Genomic DNA, 22334 nt, shown 5'->3' with positions numbered 1-22334 from the left:
CTCGTTCAGCCTGCGTTCCGCCATAGGGCGTGGACGCAGGTTGACATCGACGGAGTCACTACATGAATGAATTTCCGGTCGTTCTGGTCATTAATTGCGGATCATCTTCTATTAAATTCTCTGTACTGGATGTCGCTACCTGTGATGTTTTAATGGCGGGAATAGCAGATGGAATTAATACTGAAAACGCCTTTTTATCTATTAATGGCGATAAGCCGATAAACCTCGCGCACCCTAATTATGAGGACGCGTTAAAAGCCATTGCCTTTGAGCTGGAAAAACGTGATTTAACGGATAGCGTGGCATTAATTGGCCACCGTATCGCGCACGGTGGAGAGCTATTTACACAGTCCGTAATTATTACCGATGAGGTTATCGATAATATTCGTCGGGTATCGCCTTTAGCGCCGCTGCATAATTACGCTAATTTAAGCGGTATTGACGCGGCGCGGCACCTTTTCCCGGGCGTGCGACAGGTGGCGGTATTTGATACCAGTTTCCACCAGACGCTGGCGCCGGAAGCCTATTTGTACGGATTACCGTGGGAATATTTTTCCAGCCTGGGCGTGCGGCGCTACGGCTTTCACGGTACGTCGCATCGCTATGTTTCGCGGCGCGCCTATGAACTACTTGACCTCGATGAAAAAAACTCGGGTCTGATTGTCGCGCATTTGGGCAATGGGGCGTCTATCTGCGCGGTACGCAATGGTCAGAGCGTGGATACCTCAATGGGGATGACGCCGCTGGAGGGGCTGATGATGGGCACTCGCAGCGGCGACGTTGATTTCGGCGCGATGGCGTGGATAGCCAAAGAAACCGGGCAGACGTTGAGCGATCTGGAGCGAGTGGTGAATAAAGAGTCCGGTTTGCTCGGCATATCCGGTTTGTCATCCGACCTTAGAATCCTGGAAAAAGCCTGGCACGAAGGACATGAGCGCGCCCGGTTAGCGATAAAAACGTTTGTCCACCGTATCGCCCGTCATATTGCCGGACACGCGGCATCGTTACATCGGCTGGATGGCATTATTTTTACCGGCGGTATTGGTGAAAATTCAGTATTAATTCGCCAGTTGGTGATTGAACATCTGCGCGTACTGGGGCTTACGTTAGACGTTGAAATGAATAAGCAGCCGAATTATCACGGCGAGCGTATTATTTCCGGTAACCCTTCTCAGGTTATTTGCGCTGTTATTCCCACAAATGAAGAGAAAATGATTGCCCTTGATGCCATTCATTTAGGCAACGTGAAAGCACCAGTGGAATTTGCATAACTTAACAGTTGTTCTGTAGAGAGATTATTTTTCATGAAGGTAAATATCGATACCAGCGATATGCTGTATGCCGAAGCATGGCGTGATTTTAAAGGTACGGACTGGAAAGAAGAAATTAATGTCCGTGATTTTATTCAGCATAACTATACGCCTTATGAGGGGGATGAGTCTTTTCTCGCCGATGCGACGCCAGCGACCACGGCGTTGTGGGAAAAGGTGATGGCGGGAATACGTATCGAGAACGCGACCCATGCACCGGTGGATTTCGATACCAACATCGCGACGACAATTACCGCCCACGATGCGGGATATATTGAAAAAGAGCTGGAAAAAATCGTCGGTTTACAAACGGATAAGCCGCTTAAACGCGCTTTGCATCCGTTTGGCGGCGTTAATATGATCAAAAGTTCATTCCATGCCTATGGCCGCGAAATGGACGCCGATTTTGAATATACCTTTACCGACCTGCGGAAAACCCATAATCAGGGCGTATTCGATGTTTACTCGCCGGATATGCTGCGCTGCCGTAAATCCGGTGTATTAACCGGTTTGCCGGATGGTTATGGTCGCGGGCGCATTATTGGCGATTATCGCCGCGTCGCGCTGTATGGCATCCGTTATCTGGTGCGCGAACGCGAGCTGCAATTCGCCGACCTGCAGTCGAATCTGGAGTGGGGACAGAATCTTGAGGCGACGATTCGCCTGCGTGAGGAGCTGGCGGAGCACCGTCGCGCGTTGCTGCAAATGCAGGAGATGGCGGCGAAATACGGCTACGATATCTCCCGTCCGGCGCGAAACGCGCAGGAAGCGGTACAGTGGCTCTACTTTGCCTATCTGGCGGCGGTAAAATCGCAAAATGGCGGTGCAATGTCGTTGGGGCGAACCGCGTCGTTCCTTGATATCTACATTGAGCGCGATTTCAATGCGGGCCTCCTGACAGAGCAGCAGGCGCAGGAGCTGATCGACCATTTCATCATGAAGATCCGTATGGTGCGCTTCCTGCGCACGCCGGAATTTGACTCGCTCTTTTCCGGCGATCCGATCTGGGCCACCGAAGTTATTGGCGGGATGGGGCTTGATGGCCGCACGCTGGTGACGAAGAACGCCTTCCGTTATCTGCATACCCTGCACACGATGGGGCCAGCGCCGGAGCCGAACCTGACCATACTGTGGTCTGAAGCGCTACCGGTGGCATTCAAAAAATATGCTGCGCAGGTCTCCATCGTGACCTCATCTTTGCAGTATGAAAACGACGATTTAATGCGTACCGACTTTAACAGCGACGATTACGCCATCGCTTGTTGCGTCAGTCCGATGGTCATCGGTAAGCAGATGCAGTTCTTCGGCGCGCGCGCCAACCTTGCCAAAACGTTGCTGTACGCTATCAATGGCGGCGTTGACGAGAAACTGAAAATCCAGGTTGGGCCGAAAACCGCGCCGTTAATGGATGAGGTGCTGAATTACGACACGGTAATGGAGAGCCTCGACCATTTTATGGACTGGCTGGCGGTGCAGTACATCAGCGCGCTGAACATCATTCACTACATGCACGATAAGTATAGCTATGAAGCCTCGCTGATGGCGCTGCACGACCGCGATGTGTATCGGACGATGGCGTGCGGCATCGCCGGACTGTCGGTGGCGGCGGATTCCCTGTCCGCCATCAGGTATGCTCAGGTGAAGCCGATTCGCGATGAAAACGGCCTTGCCATCGACTTCGCTATTGAAGGCGAGTATCCGCAGTATGGTAATAACGATGAGCGCGTGGACAGCATTGCCTGCGACCTGGTGAAACGCTTTATGCAAAAAATTAGCGTGTTGCCGACGTATCGCAATGCGGTGCCGACGCAGTCCATTTTGACCATCACCTCGAACGTCGTGTACGGGCAGAAGACCGGCAATACGCCGGATGGACGTCGCGCCGGAACGCCGTTCGCGCCGGGGGCGAACCCGATGCACGGTCGTGACCGTAAAGGGGCGGTGGCCTCGCTGACGTCGGTGGCGAAACTGCCGTTTACCTACGCCAAAGACGGTATTTCATACACCTTCTCGATTGTGCCTGCGGCGCTCGGGAAAGAAGATGCGGTGCGGAAAACCAATCTGGTCGGCCTGCTGGACGGCTATTTCCATCATGAAGCACAGGTGGAAGGCGGGCAGCATCTGAACGTCAATGTAATGAACCGTGACATGTTGCTGGATGCGATTGAACATCCGGAAAACTATCCGAACCTGACGATCCGCGTTTCTGGCTATGCCGTGCGTTTCAATGCGCTGACTCGTGAGCAGCAACAGGACGTTATTTCGCGCACCTTTACTCAGGCGATGTAACGTGAGCGGGGCGATCGTGTGGATCGCCCCGCGACGGATCTTCACTGAACGGTAATCTTAGGGGGAGATATGATTAGCGCATTTGATATTTTTAAGATCGGCATTGGACCTTCAAGCTCCCATACCGTAGGGCCAATGAATGCAGGAAAATGTTTTATCGATCGGCTGACCGACAGCGGCGACCTGCCGCGAACAACGCGCATCACGGTTGATCTTTACGGATCGCTGTCGCTGACTGGCAAAGGCCATGCGACCGATACCGCCATCATTATGGGCCTGGCGGGCAATACGCCGCAGGATGTCAATATTGATAGCATTCCGGCATTTATCCAGGAGGTTGCCCGCAGCAGCCGTTTATCGGTTGCGGGGGGCGCGCATGTGGTGGATTTTCCCGTTGCCGACAGTATTCTCTTTCACGCTGAAACCCTGGCACGCCATGAAAACGGTATGCGTATTACCGCCTGGAACGGACAAAAGCTGCTTTTACGTAAAACGTATTACTCTATCGGCGGCGGCTTTATTGTCGAAGAGGAACGCTTTGGTCAGTCGCACGACGTAGAAAAATCGGTGCCGTATGATTTTCATTCCGCCAGCGAACTGTTGACGCTGTGTGAAAGACAGGGTCTCTCGGTTTCCGGCCTGATGATGCAAGATGAACTGGCGTTGCGTAGCAAAGAGCAGATTGACGCTGGCTTTGCCCGCATCTGGCAGGTAATGGCGGCCGGGATTGAGCGTGGTATGAATACTGAGGGCGTGCTGCCGGGGCCGCTGAACGTTCCACGCCGCGCGGTAGCGTTACGGCGTCTGTTGGTCTCCAGCGATAATCTCTCCCGCGATCCGATGAACGTCATCGACTGGATTAACATGTTCGCCCTGGCCGTGAGCGAAGAGAACGCGGTGGGGGGGCGGGTTGTCACCGCGCCGACCAACGGCGCGTGCGGGATTATTCCCGCGGTGCTGGCCTATTACGACAAATTCCGTCGTCCGGTAAATGCCAACTCTATCGCCCGTTATTTGCTGGCGGCGGGGGCGATTGGTGCGCTGTACAAGATGAACGCCTCGATATCCGGCGCGGAAGTGGGGTGTCAGGGCGAGGTTGGCGTAGCGTGTTCGATGGCGGCGGCGGGGCTGACAGAACTACTGGGCGGCAGCCCGGCGCAGGTCTGCATTGCGGCGGAAATCGCGATGGAGCATAACCTTGGCCTCACCTGTGACCCGGTGGCGGGTCAGGTGCAAATCCCTTGTATTGAACGTAATGCGATTAACGCCGTTAAAGCGGTAAATGCGGCGCGAATGGCGCTACGCCGTACCTCCGAACCGCGGGTTTCGCTCGATAAAGTGATCGAAACCATGTACGAAACCGGTAAAGACATGAACGACAAATATCGCGAGACGTCGCGCGGTGGCCTGGCGATTAAAGTCGTTTGTAGATAGGCCCGATAGGCGCAGAGTTATCAGGCTATGGGATAACGCAGAAGACAGAAGCATGAAAAAAAGGGCGCACTTTAGTGCGTCCTTTTTTGTTGTGATCCGCTTCAAATAGAGAAAATAACAATATTAAACGAATAGTAAATAGAAAATAATTCTTAACCCACAAGAAATATAGGTGTTTGATTGGTAAGTTTTTCTCTTATCGTGCGCGTATGATTTTCTTATTACAAGAAAGTACCTGCACCTCACGTTCTGCACATCGCCTTGCTGCGGCACGAAAAATAAAAAAACCTCTACCTACACATTGAGCGAGAATTCTATGGAATCGGCAAGTAATACCAGCGTAATCCTCGACGCATCAGCCCCGGCGCGTCGGGCAGGGATGACAGAAAGCGAATGGCGTGAGGCCATCAAATTTGATAGTACCGACACTGGTTGGGTCATTATGAGTATCGGGATGGCGATCGGCGCAGGGATCGTTTTCCTTCCTGTCCAGGTCGGCCTGATGGGACTTTGGGTCTTTTTACTCTCTTCTATTATTGGTTATCCGGCCATGTACTTGTTCCAGCGGTTGTTTATTAATACGCTGGCGGAATCCCCGGAATGTAAAGACTACCCCAGCGTGATCAGCGGCTATCTGGGCAAAAACTGGGGTATTTTATTAGGCGCGCTGTACTTCGTCATGCTGGTTATCTGGATGTTCGTCTATTCTACGGCGATTACTAACGACAGCGCCTCTTATCTGCATACTTTCGGCGTAACGGAAGGCTTACTTTCCGATAGCCCGTTTTATGGTCTGGTGCTGATTTGCATCCTGGTGGCGATTTCCTCACGCGGTGAAAAATTACTGTTCAAAATTTCCACGGGTATGGTACTGACCAAACTACTGGTTGTTGCGGCGCTGGGCGTATCCATGGTTGGTATGTGGCACCTGTATAACATTGGCGCGCTGCCGCCGATGGCCCTGCTGATTAAAAACGCCATTATTACCCTGCCGTTTACGCTGACCTCGATTTTGTTTATCCAGACGTTAAGCCCAATGGTGATCTCTTACCGTTCACGCGAAAAATCTATTGAGGTCGCACGTCATAAAGCGTTGCGCGCCATGAATATCGCGTTTGGCGTCCTGTTCGTTACCGTCTTTTTCTATGCGGTTTCCTTCACCCTGGCGATGGGGCATGACGAAGCGGTGAAAGCCTATGAGCAGAATATTTCCGCCCTGGCGATCGCCGCGCAATTTATTAGCGGCGATGGTGCTGGCTGGGTCAAAGTGGTCAGCGTGATTCTGAACATCTTTGCCGTAATGACCGCCTTCTTTGGCGTTTACTTAGGATTCCGCGAAGCGACGCAAGGCATTGTGATGAATATCCTGCGCCGCAAAATACCCGCAGAGAAGATCAATGAAAATCTGGTACAGCGCGGCATTATGCTTTTCGCTATTTTGCTGGCCTGGAGTGCCATTGTGCTCAACGCGCCGGTACTGAGCTTCACCTCTATTTGTAGCCCTATCTTCGGTATGGTGGGCTGTTTAATTCCGGCATGGTTGGTCTACAAGGTTCCCGCATTGCACAAATATAAAGGCGCCTCGTTGTACCTGATTATTATTACCGGTCTGCTGTTATGCGTTTCTCCGTTCCTGGCATTCTCTTGATATACCTGAGATTAAGGTTGTTGTTATGTTTGAATCTAAAATAAATCCATTGTGGCAAAGTTTTATCCTGGCCGTACAGGAAGAAGTAAAACCGGCGCTGGGGTGTACTGAGCCAATTTCACTGGCGCTGGCGGCAGCGGCAGCGGCGGCTGAACTTGACGGCACAGTTGAACGCATTGACGCGTGGGTTTCGCCCAATCTGATGAAAAATGGTATGGGCGTTACTGTTCCAGGAACGGGAATGGTAGGGCTACCGATCGCCGCGGCGCTTGGCGCGTTGGGCGGTGATGCAAAAGCCGGGTTGGAGGTGTTAAAAGACGCTTCCGCTAAAGCGGTTGCCGATGCAAAAGCGATGCTGGCCGCCGGACATGTCGCGGTGATGTTGCAGGAGCCATGTAATGATATCCTGTTTTCACGGGCGAAAGTTTATAGCGGCGATAGCTGGGCATGTGTCACGATCGTTGGCGATCATACAAACATCGTGCGGATAGAAACCGACAAGGGTGTAGTGTTTACCCAGGCCGATAATGCACAGGGAGAAGAAAAAACCTCGCCACTGGAAGTGCTGTCTCATACTTCGCTGGAAGAGATTCTGGCGTTTGTGAATGCGGTGCCCTTTGACGCTATCCGCTTTATTCTGGATGCGGCCAGGCTAAACGGCGCGTTGTCGCAGGAGGGACTGCGTGGTTCCTGGGGGCTGCATATCGGTTCGACGCTGGCCAAACAGTGCGATCGCGGTCTGCTGGCGAAAGATCTCTCCACGGCGATTTTGATCCGTACCAGCGCGGCGTCAGACGCCAGAATGGGCGGCGCAACGTTGCCCGCGATGAGCAACTCCGGTTCCGGCAACCAGGGGATTACCGCCACGGTGCCGGTCATGGTGGTTGCTGAACATGTCGGCGCCGATGACGAGCGTCTGGCGCGCGCGCTAATGTTATCGCATTTGAGCGCTATCTATATTCACCATCAGCTTCCGCGTTTGTCGGCGCTGTGCGCGGCAACTACGGCGGCGATGGGCGCGGCGGCGGGTATGGCGTGGCTGATAGATGGTCATTATGACACTATCGCAATGGCTATCAGCAGTATGATTGGCGATGTCAGCGGGATGATTTGCGATGGCGCGTCGAATAGCTGCGCGATGAAAGTCTCCACCAGCGCGTCGGCGGCATGGAAAGCCGTGCTGATGGCATTGGACGATACGGCGGTGACCGGAAACGAAGGGATTGTGGCACACAATGTCGAACAATCTATTTCGAATTTATGTTCGCTGGCGTGTCGCTCAATGCAGCAGACAGACAAGCAGATCATCGAGATTATGGCCAGTAAAGCGCATTAATAATAACGCCCCGGCATGACGTCGGGGCGTTATGTTGCCCGATGATGCTGCGCTTATCGGGCCTACCCGCTGTAGGCCGGATCAGGCGCTTGCGCTGCCATCCGGCATGATTTCAGGCTGCGGCCTCTTCTTCTGCCAGCCGGACTTCGGCGTCCGCCACGATTGCTTCCAGTTCGGTTAGCATCTCTTCATAGCCCAGCGGCACAGTGGCGCTCATCGCCTCCTGTACGGCAGGTTTTACCACGGGCTGACGTTTCTTCGCCGATTTTTTGCTCATCTTACGACTCCTTTTCTGGCTGGCTACACCGGTAAATCTACCAGTAATGCGCGCAGCGGCGTATCGGCAACCAGCGTAATGTTAGGTTCATCACGAATAAATGCGCCATCTCCGCAGGTTAACGCCTCGCGTTCTTCATTGGGCGTCACCGCGTGGAACGTACCGTGAATCGACTGCAAATAGGCGCGCGGCCCGTGAAGCTGGAAATTAAGCGATTCGCCTTTCTCCAGCGTAATATGATGTACCCAGACCTGTTGGCGCAGTTGTAAGCTGTTTTGCTCACCGTCGGGCGACGCAAGAAGCTGTTGTTGCGCCGCCGAGAGTGGGATTTTTTGTACCAGCGCGTTTTCCCGTTCAGGACAGGCGTCAAGCCACAGTTGCATTCGGGTTAACGGCTTAACTTTGCTGAGATTATGTTCGCTGTAGCTAATGTCCGGCTGCGCGGCGAGCAGTAACGCTTCGCCCGCTTTAGCCTGTACATGGTTGCCGTCGCTGTCGCGATATTCTGCTTCGCCGTCCAGAACCAGGTTTAAAATATCCACCTTTGGATAAGTTCGAGGCTGAAAAGAGGCGCCCGGCGCCAGTACTTCCTGGTTCAGCACGCGCAGCGAAGCGTAGCCCAGCAGTGTAGGGTCGAAATAGTGTCCAAAGGAGAAGGTGTAGCGGGCCTGCAACCATCCATAGTCTGCCTGTCCACATTGTTTGGCGGTTCGGGTCGTAATCATCGTTATTAACCTCTCTTTACTCCCTTTTATGTTAAGGGGCTGGACGCTGTATTGTTAGCCAGATATTCTGCCCGGTATGTTCAAATTTCCTGAATGAGAACGCTATGGCTAAAGAGAGAGCGCTGACGCTTGAAGCATTGCGTGTGATGGACGCCATTGACCGCCGGGGCAGTTTTGCCGCAGCAGCAGATGAGCTGGGACGGGTACCCTCCGCGCTGAGTTACACCATGCAGAAGCTGGAAGAAGAGTTGGACGTTGTACTGTTTGATCGCTCCGGCCATCGTACAAAATTCACCAACGTCGGTCGTATGCTGCTGGAACGCGGGCGGGTATTGCTGGAAGCGGCAGACAAGTTAACGACGGATGCCGAAGCGTTGGCCCGTGGTTGGGAAACGCATCTGACGCTGGTCACTGAAGCTCTGGTACCGACGTCTGCTTTTTTTCCGCTGATCGACCGGCTGGCCGCCAAAGCCAATACGCAGCTTTCCTTGATTACCGAAGTACTGGCTGGCGCATGGGAGCGGCTTGAGCAGGGACGGGCGGATATCGTCATTGCCCCGGATATGCATTTTCGATCGTCGTCGGAAATTAACTCCCGTAAGTTGTATACGTTAATGAATGTGTATGTCGCCGCGCCTGACCACCCCATTCATCAGGAGCCGGAGCCGCTTTCGGAAGTGACGCGGGTTAAATACCGCGGCGTAGCGGTAGCGGATACCGCGCGCGAGCGGCCGGTATTAACGGTGCAACTGCTGGATAAGCAGCCACGTCTGACGGTAAGCACGATTGAAGATAAACGTCAGGCGCTGCTGGCCGGGCTTGGCGTCGCGACCATGCCGTATTCGATGGTGGAACAGGATATTGCTGAAGGGCGGCTACGCGTGGTCAGCCCGGAATCGACCAGCGAAATCGATATTATTATGGCCTGGCGGCGCGACAGTATGGGCGAGGCAAAAGCCTGGTGTCTGCGGGAAATACCTAAGCTATTCGCCGGAAAATAAATAGCGCGCGGCGCTTTAAAAGCGGCGCCGCGCCGCCATCAGGAAAAACGTTTCGGATCGGGGCCGAAGCGGTTGTCGCCCGGCGTACCATTCTGGCAGTTGAACGCGATGATGATAAGCCAGCCGATAATGGGGATAAGTAGCAACAGTAGCCACCATGCGGAGCGGTCAGTGTCATGCAGACGACGGAACTGCACGGCCCACCACGGTAAAAAGATCAGAACGCCGTAAATGGTGGTCAGAATGCCTTCACCCCCGGCGCGTTGCCAGCCGAGCATGGCGTCCAACAGGCCCAACACAAAGGTAAAGATGATATTGACCAGAATAAACATCCAGTACTCTTTGCGTCGCGCGCGGCCACCAAATCCCAGATAATTTTTTAAAACGTTTAAATACCAATCCATTTTCGCCTCAATAATCGTTCAATCACTTGTTTTTAAAGTAATCAAACTAAGAATAGCCGCGAATGAAATGCTGGTAAATATTTGTGATATTAATTAATAAGGCGTCCCGGAGGACGCCTGAAATTAGCCAAAGCGCACGTCGCGCCCGTGAGGTTCGAGCAGATCCTGCCACGGTCCGATAGAAATGATACCTGTGGGGTTAATCGTTTTATGGCTACGGAAATAGTGGTGACGAATATGGTCAAAATTAACGGTCTCAGCAATGTCCGGTATTTGATAGATATCGCGTAGGAAACCATACAGATTCAGGTAGTCGCTGATTCGGTATTTGTCGCATTTGAAATGAGTCACGTAAACCGGATCAAAGCGTACCAATGTCGTCCATAAGCGGATATCCGCCTCGGTCAACTGGTTGCCCGTCAGATAGCGATGCTGTCCGAGAATCTGCTCCAGGCGCGCCAGCGCAGTAAACACCTTTTCTACCGCTTCATCATACGCTTGCTGGCTGGTGGCGAAGCCTGCTTTATAAACGCCGTTATTAACGTTGTCATAAATCCAGGCGTTTAACTCGTCAATTTTGCTTTGTAGCGCGGGTGGATAGTAATCTCCGGCTTTAGCGCCCAGCCCATCGAAGGCGGAGTTAAACATACGAATGATTTCGGCGGACTCGTTGCTGACGATAGTATGATTCTTTTTATCCCATAAGACCGGCACGGTGACGCGGCCGCTGTAGTGCGGATCGGCGTGCAGATACAACTGGTAGAGAAATTCATGCTGATAGAGTGTATCGCCGGTGGCCGCCGGAAAATCATCATCAAACGTCCAGCCGTTTTCCAGCATCAATGGATTCACGACGGAAACCGGAATAAACGGCTCCAGGCCTTTCAGTTTACGGAAAATGAGCGTGCGGTGCGCCCAGGGACAGGCAAGGGAAACGTACAGATGGTAACGATCTTTTTCTGCGGCGAATCCGCCTTCGCCGGAAGGTCCGGGCGCGCCGTCAGCGGTAAGCCAGTTGCGGAAAGCCGACGCTGAACGCTGAAATTTCCCCCCGAAAGATTTGGTGTCATACCAGGTGTCGTGCCAGACGCCATCGATCAGTTGTCCCATGTCTCTCTCCTTCAGATGACAAAAGCGAGGCGCTATTCCCTCGCTTTTTTAATTGAGTATAGATTGCTTACCACTTTTTATTCAGCAGACGGTCAAGGCTGAACGTGCCAGGCCCGGTTAACGCCAGTAATAAGAATCCGCCGGCAATGGTCAGGTTTTTCATAAACATCAGCGAGTTTACGCCTTCTGCAAAATTGCTATGGAAGATCAATGCCGTCAGCAACGTAAAACCAGCGGTAAAAAGCGCAGTGGTTCGGGTGAGGAACCCCAGCAGAATCGCCAGACCACCGCCGAACTCAAGCAGTATGGTGAGCGGCAGCAGGAATCCCGGTACGCCCATCGCTTCCATATACTGTTGTGTGCCCGCATAGCCATTAATTTTTCCCCATCCTGCGGTAATAAACAGAACTGGCATTAAAATACGCGCTATCAGTACACCAACATCTTCTAATTTTTTCATTTTATTCTCCAGGAGGCCGATTCGGCTGCTGCTGCTATTTTCATGAGCAATGGCGCGGTGTAGAGCGTCATTGTTATCGCTGGAGAGAATCATAAACGTGGCGTACAGGAATTGTTAGCAAGGAAAATTGCCAAATTTTTTCAAAAAATTTGAGTGATTACTGAAGAGACGAGGTGTCTGAAAGTATCGCGCCATCAGGAGTAAGCGGGTGATAACCTGATGGCGCGATGCTATAAAAGAAAAGACATTAACTGCGGAGCTGTTGTTGACGGAGGGTAGTTTTTACCAGGCGCCATGCGCTCCAGATCCCCAGGCCGCGTTTCGCCCAGCGTACCAACATATTAGGATGACGGATGGTCCAGATGGCCATTACGCTGCTACCGACCAGCGCCCAGGAGCGCAGGCTTAACACGGTATTCCAGCCGCGATCGTAAGCGCCGGTGGTCTCCAGCCAGTCGCGACGGCTGGCCGATAGATCCAACCGTTGCTGCTGGATCTGACTGAGAAGCAGCGCTTTACGTTTTTCGCGTTCGCCTTTGCTGCTCACGACTGATCGTCCTCCAGAATTTGCCGATCGTTAGCCAGTTCGTGCCGTGTATGGCGCAATAGCGTGGACTGACGCGCTTTGCGTAACGTCCAGATGCCGCCGATTAGCGCAAGCACTAACAGCACAACGGTGGTCGCGATCATCGCGTTCAAACGGTACTGAGGATCGATAGCCCAGATGACCAAGACCATCAGGCTCATTAAGCCAAACGCAGCGAAGAGCATGGTAAGACCTACCATCAGCAAAAGCTGAAAGAGGTTCGCTTTCTCTTCTTCCAGTTCTACTACCGCCAGTCTCAGCCGGGTTTCCACCATCTCAACGATAATGGTGACAATCCGCTGCCCGATACCCAGTACGCTTTTGCCTGGTCCTTGTGCCTGTCGAGAGTCCGCCATAATTAACGACGCGTCAGCAGTACGCCCAACACCAGACCGACAGCGGCGCCAATGCCTACGCCTGTCCAGGGATTTTCGCGCACATAATCATCGGCGCGGGCGGCGGCGACGCGAGTCTGTTTGGCAATCACATCACCCGTTTCGCCCAGGCGGTAACGGCTCTCTTTCAGCGCGCGCTCGGCTTTGCTACGAATCTTACTCAACTCTTCTTTCGACTTTTCGCCCGAAGAGCTCAGCACTTCTTCAAGCGTATCAGTCAGGGATTTCAACTCAGCGCGCAGATGTTCCGTAGTGTTATCTTTCGACATAGTTTTCTCCAGGTGAGTGAGTATTTACATTTGGCGTTAATTTAGTAGTCTCTGGCCTCAAGTTTTTTTAGCTCATCCTGAGCCTCGGCCAGCTTACGTTCACGTTTGTCTATTTTATCCACATCGCCTTTTGCTTTTGCCTCGGCTAAATCACGTTGGCGTTCGGCTATCTCCTCTTTTTGCTCAGCGATCTTTTTCTGATGCTCGGCGCGTAGCTTGCTGTCAGTACAATTGGCGCGTACTTCGCTGAGCGCCTTGTTCAGACCCTCAATACGGCGCTGATTGTTGTGCTTTTCAGCGTAGCTAATTTCCTTTTGTATATCCTGCTCTTTTTCCTGACAAAGCGTATTAGCGTAGCTGCCGGCGCTAAGCGTAAAAAGCGTGATAGCCAAAGCGATGTGGTATTTCATTCCTGAACTTTCCCTTATGTTCGAACCCGTTGTCCGGGGTGGTAATCCCGATAATAACGCAGTGGGTTAAACACCGCTTTATTAATCATAGTCATTAAACAATGAAATCACCAAAGTGAGTGATATGATTCGGATTCCTGGAGATTAGCCAAAGCGGTGTGAGCTTTCCCGTAAGCGGGACAGCCACTGTACCGTTTCGTTGTCATCGTCCTGCTGAGCGACGACATAACCGTGTGGAAGCGTTTGATCAAGCACCGCTTTTGCTGCGGCGCTTTGCGCAGGGGAATCGAAGGTAATGAGCAGCATGTCATTTTTAGGCGTAATGCTTTTAAAATGAATGCCGTTCGCATCCAGATGATGCAGAACTGAAAAGCCGTCAGGCATACTGGCGCCGTGGTTAACCGCGCGAATGGCTAGCGTCGACTCTTGCTGACGCAGCGTTGACCACGCCACCATGAGTACGGTCAGCATCAGTAGAAAAGCGCTGATCCAAATGAGTTGTCGGGCAGTTATGCGTGGTTTAAGCATAAGTTATCCCCGGCTCCCATACTTCTTTTTCCACAGCATGACCAGCGAACCCGCCAGGCCAAAAAAGAGCAGCACCACGGGCAACAGCATCAGGCATGACATTAACTGATCTTCATATTTCATAAAGACGGGCGTTTTGCCCAGCAGATAGCCCAGCGACGTCAGGATAAGCACCCACAACAAGCCGCTTATCCAGTTGAAGAACTGAAAGCGCGCGTTATTCAGGCCGGATATGCCGGCAATAGTGGGCAGCAGTGTTCTGACAAACGCGATAAAACGGCCTATCAATAATGCCGACAGACCGTGTTTATGGAAAAGGTGGTGGGCACGTTGATGATAATGTGCGGGGAGATGAGAGAGCCAGTTTTGCACGGTGCGGGTATTCCCCAGCCAGCGGCCCTGAATATAGCTGACCCAGCAGCCCAGGCTGGCCGCGACGGTAAGCAGCAAAATGGTTTGTGGAAAACCCATTGCGCCTTTGGCGATCAGCACGCCGACCAGGATTAACAGGCTGTCGCCAGGTAAAAAGGCGGCAGGGAGCAGCCCATTTTCCAGGAACAAAATCATAAATAACACAAAATACAACATGCCAATCATGGAAGGATTGGCCAGAGTTTCAAAGTCCTGAGCCCACAGGGCATTCAGCAATTGAGTCAGTAGTTCCATTCAGTATTCCTGGAGAATCGGTTAACGTCACGCCGGTGATCTAAGCTTTGCACTACCGCAACAGAGTTGGAGTTTTTATCAGCGTTGCGGAAACGGCAAATTCGCGGCCTGAACTATTCCTTGTTAAGTTGTGAAGTAAGCAAGCACTAACACACAAAAATTCAAAATGCATCTAATTGTAACAAAGGTCAACGAAGTCCGTTAAAGAAATTACGCGTCGTTGAGCTTTGATTTTGCTTATCGCAAAGGAGGGTGGCGAGAGGATTTACACAGGCTGACACTTTATACTTTACGCTGACCAAGCGCCGCGGCAGACGCCATCTACACGCCTGCTGCGGTAAAAACGGTTATTTTGCGCCGCCAGAGACGGTATCAAGGTGTACAACCGGATTTTCGGCAAACAGATAGCGATCGGCATTAAATTCGAAATCATCGCTGGTTTCATTAAATAACATCTGTTTCGTGTTCTCCAGATGCTGCCACATCGCCACTTTGGCGGCGTGAGGATCTTTACGAATCAGCGCGCGCAGGATCTGGTCGTGATCGTCGCACCAGTTGTCAACCGTGCGCAAGTCAATGTGATCATGCAATTTTTTCCAGTAAGGGTTGTGTACGCGTTGTGTCCACATCTTATCGACAATGGCAGCCAACGCGGAGTTTTGCGTGGCTAACGCTACCTGAACATGGAATTGCAAATCCCATTCGGAGTCGCGAAAACATTTTTCATTACGCGCTTTTTCCTGGATTTCCATCAGCTTCATGATGTCTTGCTTCGTGACTTGCGTCGCGGCGAACTCGGCGATATTGCTCTCTATCAATTGTCGTGCCTGAAGCAGTTCGAAAGGGCCATAATTGGCGAATTCCAGCTTTTCATCCGGAACGATATAGTGTCTGGGCTGGTTGGAAATAACATGAATGCCGGAACCTTTACGGACTTCGACATATCCTTCCACCTCCAGCATGATGATCGCTTCACGAACCACGGTACGGCTGACGTTTTTTTCCTCGGCAATAAATCGTTCTGCGGGCAGTTTATCGCCAGGGTGGTAAAGACCCTGTTCAATACGCGCCTTCAGATCGGCGGCAAGCTGTTGATATAAACGTCGTGGTTCGGTGATTTCCATATGCGCTCCAGGCATGATACGGCAGATTCCATTTGTTATACCACTTTCGTAAAGGCGCCACCACTCGCAACCATACGAAAAAGCCATCGGACCTGGTGAATCGGATGCCTGTTTGAATCCTTTGCCACTTTTTTGCCGGGTGGGATAATTCCCACCGACTTGCTATATCAACAGGTTATCACGCTGTCGGGAATCAGCTTTGTGTTGCAGGAACATGTATCTGACTGGCGGTAGTTTCACTGGCGGGTTTATTTTGCAAAACCGTCCAGATAACTAACGCGCCGAGCAGATCGAACACCGCCAGTACAGCAAACAGCGGGCTAAAGCCGATAGTATCCGCCAGAGCGCCGACGACCAGGGCGAACAGGGTACTTGCCAGCCAGGCGGACATCCCGGTCAGGCCGTTCGCTGTCGCGACTTCATTACGCCCGAAAACGTCAGAGGAGAGCGTAATCAGCGCGCCGGAGAGCGCCTGGTGCGCAAAACCGCCGATACACAGTAACATAATGGCAATGTACGGACTGGTGAACAGGCCAATCATCCCTGGGCCTATCATCAGCAGAGCGCCAAGCGTGACGACCATCTTACGGGAAACAATCAGGTTTACGCCGAACCAACGCTGGAATAACGGCGGCAGATAACCGCCAATAACGCAGCCAAGATCGGCAAACAGCATCGGCATCCAGGCGAACATCGCAATTTCTTTCAGGTTAAAGCCATAGACTTTAAACATGAATAACGGAATCCACGCGTTAAAGGTTCCCCATGCCGGTTCAGCCAGAAAACGCGGCAGAGCGATGCCCCAGAACTGGCGGTTACGCAGAATTTGTAAGGCAGACATTTTTTTCGCATTGTCGGTCTGATGTTGCGCTTCCTGACCAGTAATAATGTAATCGCGCTCTTCATCGGTCAGCTTTTTCTGGTTGCGAGGATGCTTATAAAAGAGCAGCCATGACATCGCCCAGATGAAACTCAATACGCCGGAGATAATGAACGCCATTTGCCAACTGTGCATGACAATTGCCCAGACCACCAGCGGTGGCGCAATCATCGCGCCAATAGAGGAACCGACGTTAAAATAGCCCACGGCGATAGAACGTTCTTTCGCCGGAAACCACTCGGAGCTGGCTTTCAGGCCCGCAGGGATCATCGCCGCTTCCGCCGCGCCTACCGCCCCGCGCGCCAACGCCAGGCCACCCCAGCTTCCCGCCAGCGCGGTGGCGCCGCAGAATACGGCCCATGCGATAGCGAAGAAAGCGTAACCGATTTTTGTCCCCAGAATATCTAATACATAGCCTGCGACAGGCTGCATAACGGTATAGGCAGCAGAATAAGCAGCGATGATATAAGAATACTGTTGGGTGGAGATGTGTAACTCTTCCATCAGCGTCGGCGCTGCTGCCGCCACCGTGTTTCGCGTCAGGTAGCCCAGCACGGTACCCACCGTCACCAGTGCTATCATATACCAACGTAACCCTTTAATTTTACGCATCTAAAACCTCATCGTTTTGTCATTTCCGCAAGGAACACGGCCATCTTCCTGCTCGCGGCGGGGGATGTTCATTCAGGAAGGGGAATCGGAAAAAAATCCGGTACGCCCCGACTCTGCCATCAAACCACTGTGTTCATTCGGTTTCCGTACCGGTCAATTCGATGGTGACGCCATCGATAACTGCGCATTCCGTCGGCTTATATATCGCGCCGGCAGAAAGATAACTTGTCATACATCTTAAAAAGGTGAATGACATCACAAATGCGTGAATCTTAGTGTGGTCATTATTTGGTTTCAGCCATGCCAGTTCTGGCGCGCCTTTCCGGGAAGTTTATTTCTTTTACGGGGATTTATTTGTTGATGTTTATTGATCTAGCTCATGAAAAGTTGTTCAGTATATGGAAATTGGTGTGATAACTTTGACGGCATCAAGACATAAGCAATCTGCTGCTCTTGTTGATGAGGATGATGACCATGACGCCGTTTATGACCGAAGATTTTTTACTGGATACTGAGTTTGCCCGCCGTCTGTACCATGATTATGCGAAAGACCAGCCGATTTTCGACTACCATTGCCACTTACCGCCGCAACAGGTTGCCGAAAATTACCGTTTTAAGAATCTGTATGACATCTGGCTGAAAGGCGATCATTACAAATGGCGCGCAATGCGTACCAACGGCGTGCCGGAGCGGTTGTGTACCGGCGATGCGTCCGATCGTGAGAAATTCAACGCCTGGGCCGCTACCGTTCCGCATACCATTGGCAACCCGTTATACCACTGGACGCATCTGGAGCTACGCCGTCCGTTTGGCATCACTGGTACATTGCTGTCTCCGGTTACTGCGGATGAGATCTGGGAGCAGTGTAACGCGCTGTTGGCGCAGGAGGCTTTCTCCGCGCGCGGTATCATGCGGCAGATGAATGTGAAAATGGCAGGTACGACCGACGATCCTGTCGATTCGCTGGAACACCACGCCGCGATCGCGAAAGATGACACTTTTGACATTAAAGTGTTGCCGAGCTGGCGTCCGGATAAGGCGTTCAACATTGAACTGGCAACCTTTAGTGATTACATGACCAAACTGGGCGAGGCGGCGGATACCGACATTTGTCGCTTTAGCGATCTGCAAACCGCGCTGACTAAACGTCTGGATTACTTTGCTGCGCATGGCTGTAAAGTCTCTGATCATGCGCTGGACGTGGTGCTGTTCGCTGAAGCCAGCGAGGCTGAACTGGACGGTATTCTGGCGCGTCGTCTGGCGGGAGAAACCCTTAGCGAGCACGACGTGGCGCAGTTTAAAACGGCAGTGCTGGTGTTCCTTGGCGCTGAATATGCGCGTCGCGGCTGGGTTCAGCAGTACCACATTGGCGCGCTGCGTAATAACAACCTGCGTCAGTTCACATTGCTGGGGCCGGACGTGGGCTTTGACTCCATTAATGACCGTCCGATAGCGGAAGCGTTATCTAAATTGCTCAGCAAGCAGAACGAACAGAATCTGCTGCCGAAAACTATTCTCTACTGCCTGAACCCGCGCGACAACGAAGTGATCGGCACCATGATCGGCAATTTCCAGGGCGAAGGGATGCCCGGCAAAATGCAGTTTGGTTCCGGCTGGTGGTTCAACGATCAGAAAGATGGCATGGAGCGTCAGATGACACAACTGGCGCAACTGGGCTTGCTGAGCCGCTTCGTCGGTATGCTGACCGATAGCCGCAGCTTCCTGTCTTACACCCGTCATGAGTATTTCCGCCGCATCCTCTGCCAGATGATTGGTCGCTGGGTCGCCGCGGGCGAAGCGCCGGCTGATATCCAGTTACTGGGTGAGATGGTGAAAAATATTTGCTTTAACAATGCGCGTGATTATTTCGCCATTGAACTGAACTAAGGTCTGGGGTTGATATGCAATACATCAGGATCCACTCGCTGGATAACGTCGCGGTAGCGCTGGTCGATTTAGCGCAAGGTACGCCAGTAAGCGTCGATAGCCAAACTGTGACATTACGCCAGGATGTTGCGCGTGGACATAAATTTGCTTTACGTGACATAGCGATGGGTGAAAATGTCATTAAATATGGTCTGCCGATCGGCCATACGCTGGCGGATGTCGCAGTGGGAGAACATATTCATGCGCACAATACCCGCACCAATCTAAGCGATGTGGATGCGTACCGCTATCAACCTGATTTCCAGACGTCTCCGTCACAGCCTGCGGATCGGGAGGTTCAGATCTATCGTCGCGCCAGCGGTGACGTTGGCGTGCGTAATGAGCTGTGGATTTTGCCAACCGTAGGCTGCGTAAACGGTATTGCGCGCCAGATCCAGAAGCGCTTTTTACAAGAGAGTGACAACGCAGAAGGCACTGACGGCGTATTTCTTTTTAGCCACACTTACGGCTGCTCCCAGTTGGGCGATGACCACATTAATACCCGCACCATGCTGCAAAATATGGTTCGCCATCCGAATGCGGGCGCGGTGTTAGTGATTGGCCTGGGCTGTGAGAATAATCAGGTCGACGTGTTCCGCGACACGTTAGGCGAGTTTGACTCTGAGCGCGTGCATTTTATGGTTTGCCAGCATCAGGATGATGAAGTCGAGGCGGGCGTTGAACATCTTCATCAGCTTTATAGCGTAATGCGCCACGATAGACGCGTACCTGGCAAACTGAGCGAGCTGAAATTTGGCCTCGAGTGTGGCGGATCGGATGGGCTGTCAGGGATCACCGCCAACCCCATGCTGGGACGATTTTCCGATTATGTGATTGCCAACGGCGGCACCACAGTACTGACGGAAGTGCCGGAGATGTTCGGCGCAGAACGGTTGCTGATGAGCCACTGCCGTGATGAAGAGACATTTAGCAAATTGGTGACGATGGTGAATGACTTTAAGCGATACTTCATCGCCCATAACCAACCAATCTATGAAAACCCGTCGCCGGGCAACAAAGCAGGCGGTATTACCACGCTGGAAGATAAGTCGTTGGGCTGCACTCAAAAAGCGGGCTCCAGCCCGGTGGTGGATGTGCTGCGTTACGGAGAACGTCTGAAAAAAGCGGGTCTGAATCTGTTAAGCGCGCCGGGTAACGACGCCGTGGCAACCAGCGCGCTGGCAGGAGCGGGATGCCATATGGTGCTATTCAGTACCGGGCGAGGAACACCATACGGCGGATTTGTCCCCACGGTAAAAATCGCCACCAACAGCGAACTGGCGAGCAGAAAAAAACACTGGATTGATTTTAACGCCGGACAACTCATCCAGGGCAAAGCGATGCCGCAGCTCTTAAATGAGTTTGTCGATACCATCGTTAAGATTGCTAACGGCAAGCAGACCTGCAACGAGCGTAATGACTTCCGTGAGCTGGCGATCTTTAAGAGTGGTGTCACCTTATAAAAAGCGCCGGATGGCGACGCTAACGCGTCTTATCTGCGAACGTAGGCCGGACAAGCGGATCTGCCGGATAGCACGCGCTATCCGGCATCAATAATAACTTAGCTGCGCAAGGCGTTATTCGCCAGACGTTCGTCCTCTGCCTGGCAGGCTGCCGCAGTGAACAGAACATCGGTAGACGAGTTCAGCGCCGTTTCACACGAATCCTGCAATACGCCGATAATAAAGCCGACCGCAACCACCTGCATCGCGATATCGTTCGGGATACCAAACATGTTGCACGCCAGCGGAATCAGTAACAATGAACCGCCTGCCACGCCGGAGGCGCCGCAAGCACACAGCGAGGCCACTACGCTCAACAGCAGCGCTGTGGGCAGATCCACCGGTACGCCTAACGTATGGACTGCCGCCAACGTCAGAACCGTAATGGTAATTGCCGCGCCGGCCATATTGATGGTGGCGCCCAGCGGAATGGAAACGGAGTAAGTATCCCTGTCCAGATTCAGTTTTTCGCACAACGCCATGTTCACCGGAATATTGGCGGCAGAGCTGCGGGTAAAGAAGGCATAAACGCCGCTTTCACGCAGGCATGCGAACACCAGCGGATAAGGGTTACGACGAATTTTCCAGAATACTAACAGCGGGTTGACCACCAACGCGACCAGAAGCATACAGCCAATCAAGACGACCAGCAGGTGCGCATAGCCCCACAGCGTGGAGAAACCGGTGGTTGCAAGCGTTGATGAAACCAGGCCAAAGATACCGACTGGCGCGAAACGGATCACCAGTTTCACCATAAAGGTCACGGCGTTGGACATATCGTTCACGAGGTTTTTGGTGGTCTCATTACCATGACGCAGGGCAAATCCCAGACCGACGGCCCACACCAGAATCCCAATATAGTTGGCGTTCAGCAACGCGTCGATGGGGTTCGACACCATACTCAGCAGCAGGCCACGCAGGACTTCTACAATGCCGGATGGCGGCACGATATCCTGAGCGCTGCTGGACAGATGCAGCGTTGAAGGGAAGGCGAAGCTGAACACGACGGCCGCCAGCGCGGCTGAAAAGGTGCCTAGCAGATAAAGAAAGAGAATAGGGCGAATATTGGTTTTTTGACCGTGCTGGTGGTTGGCGATCGAGGCCATTACCAGCATCAGCACCAGAATGGGGGCGACCGCTTTTAAGGCGCCGACGAACAGGGTGCCAAGCAAGCCAACCGCTTCCGCCGCAGGCTTAGAAACCCATGCCAGTAAAATTCCCAGTACCAGACCCACTAAAATTTGTTTAACCAGACTGCCTTGCGCTAAACGCTGTAGTAGCCCTGATGCACGTTGCGTAGCCATTTCATGTTCCTTGTATTGTGTTGCTGTTCATCCCCTGCACGCTCTTACGGCGCATCTTTCAGGATGTAACAAAGTGTTTGCCTGGTTGAGTATAAGGAAAGTTGAAGGTTCGGGAAGCGAAATATCCTGGATTTTTTG

At 52.5% G+C, this 22334-nt stretch carries 22 protein-coding genes; 8 read left to right on the top strand and 14 right to left on the bottom strand.

The annotated features are described in order from the left end of the window. Positions 1-62: 62 nt before the first annotated feature. From tdcD to AC3G3F_RS08385, 5 genes are all read left to right on the top strand, one after another. Positions 63-1271, top strand: a complete 1209-nt coding sequence (gene tdcD, locus AC3G3F_RS08405) for a propionate kinase (RefSeq protein ID WP_053529415.1) — start codon at positions 63-65, stop codon at positions 1269-1271. A gap of 33 nt (positions 1272-1304) precedes the next feature. Next, complete coding sequence (pflB, locus tag AC3G3F_RS08400) at positions 1305-3599, top strand: formate C-acetyltransferase (RefSeq protein ID WP_023246609.1); 2295 nt, start codon at positions 1305-1307, stop codon at positions 3597-3599. Between the two features lie 69 nt (positions 3600-3668). After that, complete coding sequence (tdcG, locus tag AC3G3F_RS08395) at positions 3669-5033, top strand: L-serine ammonia-lyase (protein WP_053529413.1); 1365 nt, start codon at positions 3669-3671, stop codon at positions 5031-5033. 316 nt (positions 5034-5349) lie between these two features. Next, a complete protein-coding gene (locus AC3G3F_RS08390) occupies positions 5350-6681 on the top strand; it encodes an SLC5/6 family protein (protein WP_023246607.1) in 1332 nt (443 codons plus the stop codon). Between the two features lie 25 nt (positions 6682-6706). Then, positions 6707-8017 (top strand): L-cysteine desulfidase family protein, encoded by a 1311-nt coding sequence (locus AC3G3F_RS08385; protein WP_070801686.1) that lies wholly within the window; start codon positions 6707-6709, stop codon positions 8015-8017. 112 nt (positions 8018-8129) lie between these two features. Here the strand turns inward: AC3G3F_RS08385 and AC3G3F_RS08380 are convergent, their stop codons facing one another. Then, a complete protein-coding gene (locus tag AC3G3F_RS08380; RefSeq protein ID WP_023246606.1) occupies positions 8130-8294 on the bottom strand; it encodes a hypothetical protein in 165 nt (54 codons plus the stop codon). A gap of 23 nt (positions 8295-8317) precedes the next feature. Further along, entirely contained in the window at positions 8318-9019 is a 702-nt protein-coding gene (locus tag AC3G3F_RS08375; RefSeq protein WP_023246605.1) for a pirin family protein, read from the bottom strand. A gap of 104 nt (positions 9020-9123) precedes the next feature. Here AC3G3F_RS08375 and yhaJ point away from each other — a divergent pair, with 104 nt between their 5' ends. After that, positions 9124-10020 (top strand): DNA-binding transcriptional regulator YhaJ, encoded by an 897-nt coding sequence (yhaJ, locus tag AC3G3F_RS08370; protein WP_079813170.1) that lies wholly within the window; start codon positions 9124-9126, stop codon positions 10018-10020. 38 nt (positions 10021-10058) lie between these two features. Here the strand turns inward: yhaJ and AC3G3F_RS08365 are convergent, their stop codons facing one another. The 11 genes from AC3G3F_RS08365 to AC3G3F_RS08315 all read right to left on the bottom strand — a co-directional run bounded on the left by AC3G3F_RS08365 (position 10059) and on the right by AC3G3F_RS08315 (position 17464). Further along, positions 10059-10424, bottom strand: a complete 366-nt coding sequence (locus AC3G3F_RS08365) for a DUF805 domain-containing protein (protein WP_023246603.1) — start codon at positions 10422-10424, stop codon at positions 10059-10061. 123 nt (positions 10425-10547) lie between these two features. Continuing rightward, positions 10548-11534 (bottom strand): glutathione S-transferase family protein, encoded by a 987-nt coding sequence (locus AC3G3F_RS08360; protein WP_430717513.1) that lies wholly within the window; start codon positions 11532-11534, stop codon positions 10548-10550. Positions 11535-11601: 67 nt separating this feature from the next. Beyond that, a complete protein-coding gene (locus AC3G3F_RS08355) occupies positions 11602-11994 on the bottom strand; it encodes a DoxX family protein (RefSeq protein WP_023246601.1) in 393 nt (130 codons plus the stop codon). A 247-nt stretch (positions 11995-12241) separates the two neighbouring features. Continuing rightward, positions 12242-12541 (bottom strand): YqjK-like family protein, encoded by a 300-nt coding sequence (locus AC3G3F_RS08350; RefSeq protein ID WP_000095498.1) that lies wholly within the window; start codon positions 12539-12541, stop codon positions 12242-12244. Further along, positions 12538-12936, bottom strand: coding sequence for a phage holin family protein (locus tag AC3G3F_RS08345; protein ID WP_000785626.1), 399 nt, complete (start codon positions 12934-12936; stop codon positions 12538-12540). Before AC3G3F_RS08345 ends, AC3G3F_RS08350 begins: the two co-directional genes overlap by 4 nt. A 2-nt stretch (positions 12937-12938) precedes the next feature. Beyond that, positions 12939-13244, bottom strand: a complete 306-nt coding sequence (locus AC3G3F_RS08340) for an ElaB/YgaM/YqjD family protein (RefSeq protein ID WP_000031219.1) — start codon at positions 13242-13244, stop codon at positions 12939-12941. A 41-nt stretch (positions 13245-13285) separates the two neighbouring features. Then, the gene (locus AC3G3F_RS08335; protein ID WP_023246600.1) at positions 13286-13654 is read right to left on the bottom strand and encodes a DUF1090 domain-containing protein; all 369 of its coding nucleotides are present in this window, start codon (positions 13652-13654) and stop codon (positions 13286-13288) included. A 144-nt stretch (positions 13655-13798) separates the two neighbouring features. Then, positions 13799-14182, bottom strand: a complete 384-nt coding sequence (gene mzrA, locus AC3G3F_RS08330) for an EnvZ/OmpR regulon moderator MzrA (protein ID WP_023246599.1) — start codon at positions 14180-14182, stop codon at positions 13799-13801. Positions 14183-14185: 3 nt separating this feature from the next. Continuing rightward, a complete protein-coding gene (gene yqjA / locus AC3G3F_RS08325; protein WP_023246598.1) occupies positions 14186-14848 on the bottom strand; it encodes a DedA family general envelope maintenance protein YqjA in 663 nt (220 codons plus the stop codon). 347 nt (positions 14849-15195) lie between these two features. Then, positions 15196-15972, bottom strand: coding sequence for a transcriptional regulator ExuR (exuR, locus tag AC3G3F_RS08320; protein WP_023246597.1), 777 nt, complete (start codon positions 15970-15972; stop codon positions 15196-15198). Between the two features lie 193 nt (positions 15973-16165). Then, positions 16166-17464, bottom strand: coding sequence for an MFS transporter (locus AC3G3F_RS08315; protein ID WP_063390842.1), 1299 nt, complete (start codon positions 17462-17464; stop codon positions 16166-16168). 474 nt (positions 17465-17938) lie between these two features. On the opposite strand from AC3G3F_RS08315, the gene uxaC reads away from it, so the two are divergent. Continuing rightward, on the top strand, positions 17939-19351 hold the full coding sequence (gene uxaC, locus AC3G3F_RS08310) for a glucuronate isomerase (RefSeq protein WP_488394786.1): 1413 nt from the start codon (positions 17939-17941) through the stop codon (positions 19349-19351). A 14-nt stretch (positions 19352-19365) separates the two neighbouring features. Continuing rightward, complete coding sequence (locus tag AC3G3F_RS08305; RefSeq protein WP_023246593.1) at positions 19366-20853, top strand: UxaA family hydrolase; 1488 nt, start codon at positions 19366-19368, stop codon at positions 20851-20853. A 98-nt stretch (positions 20854-20951) separates the two neighbouring features. On the opposite strand, the gene sstT is transcribed toward AC3G3F_RS08305, so the two are convergent. Next, positions 20952-22196 (bottom strand): serine/threonine transporter SstT, encoded by a 1245-nt coding sequence (gene sstT / locus AC3G3F_RS08300; RefSeq protein WP_023246592.1) that lies wholly within the window; start codon positions 22194-22196, stop codon positions 20952-20954. Positions 22197-22334: the final 138 nt, after the last annotated feature.

The organism is Salmonella sp. FC25216 (assembly GCF_057751355.1).
Note: the sequence above shows the minus strand (reverse complement) of the source record. Positions and strands in the feature narration are given on the sequence as shown.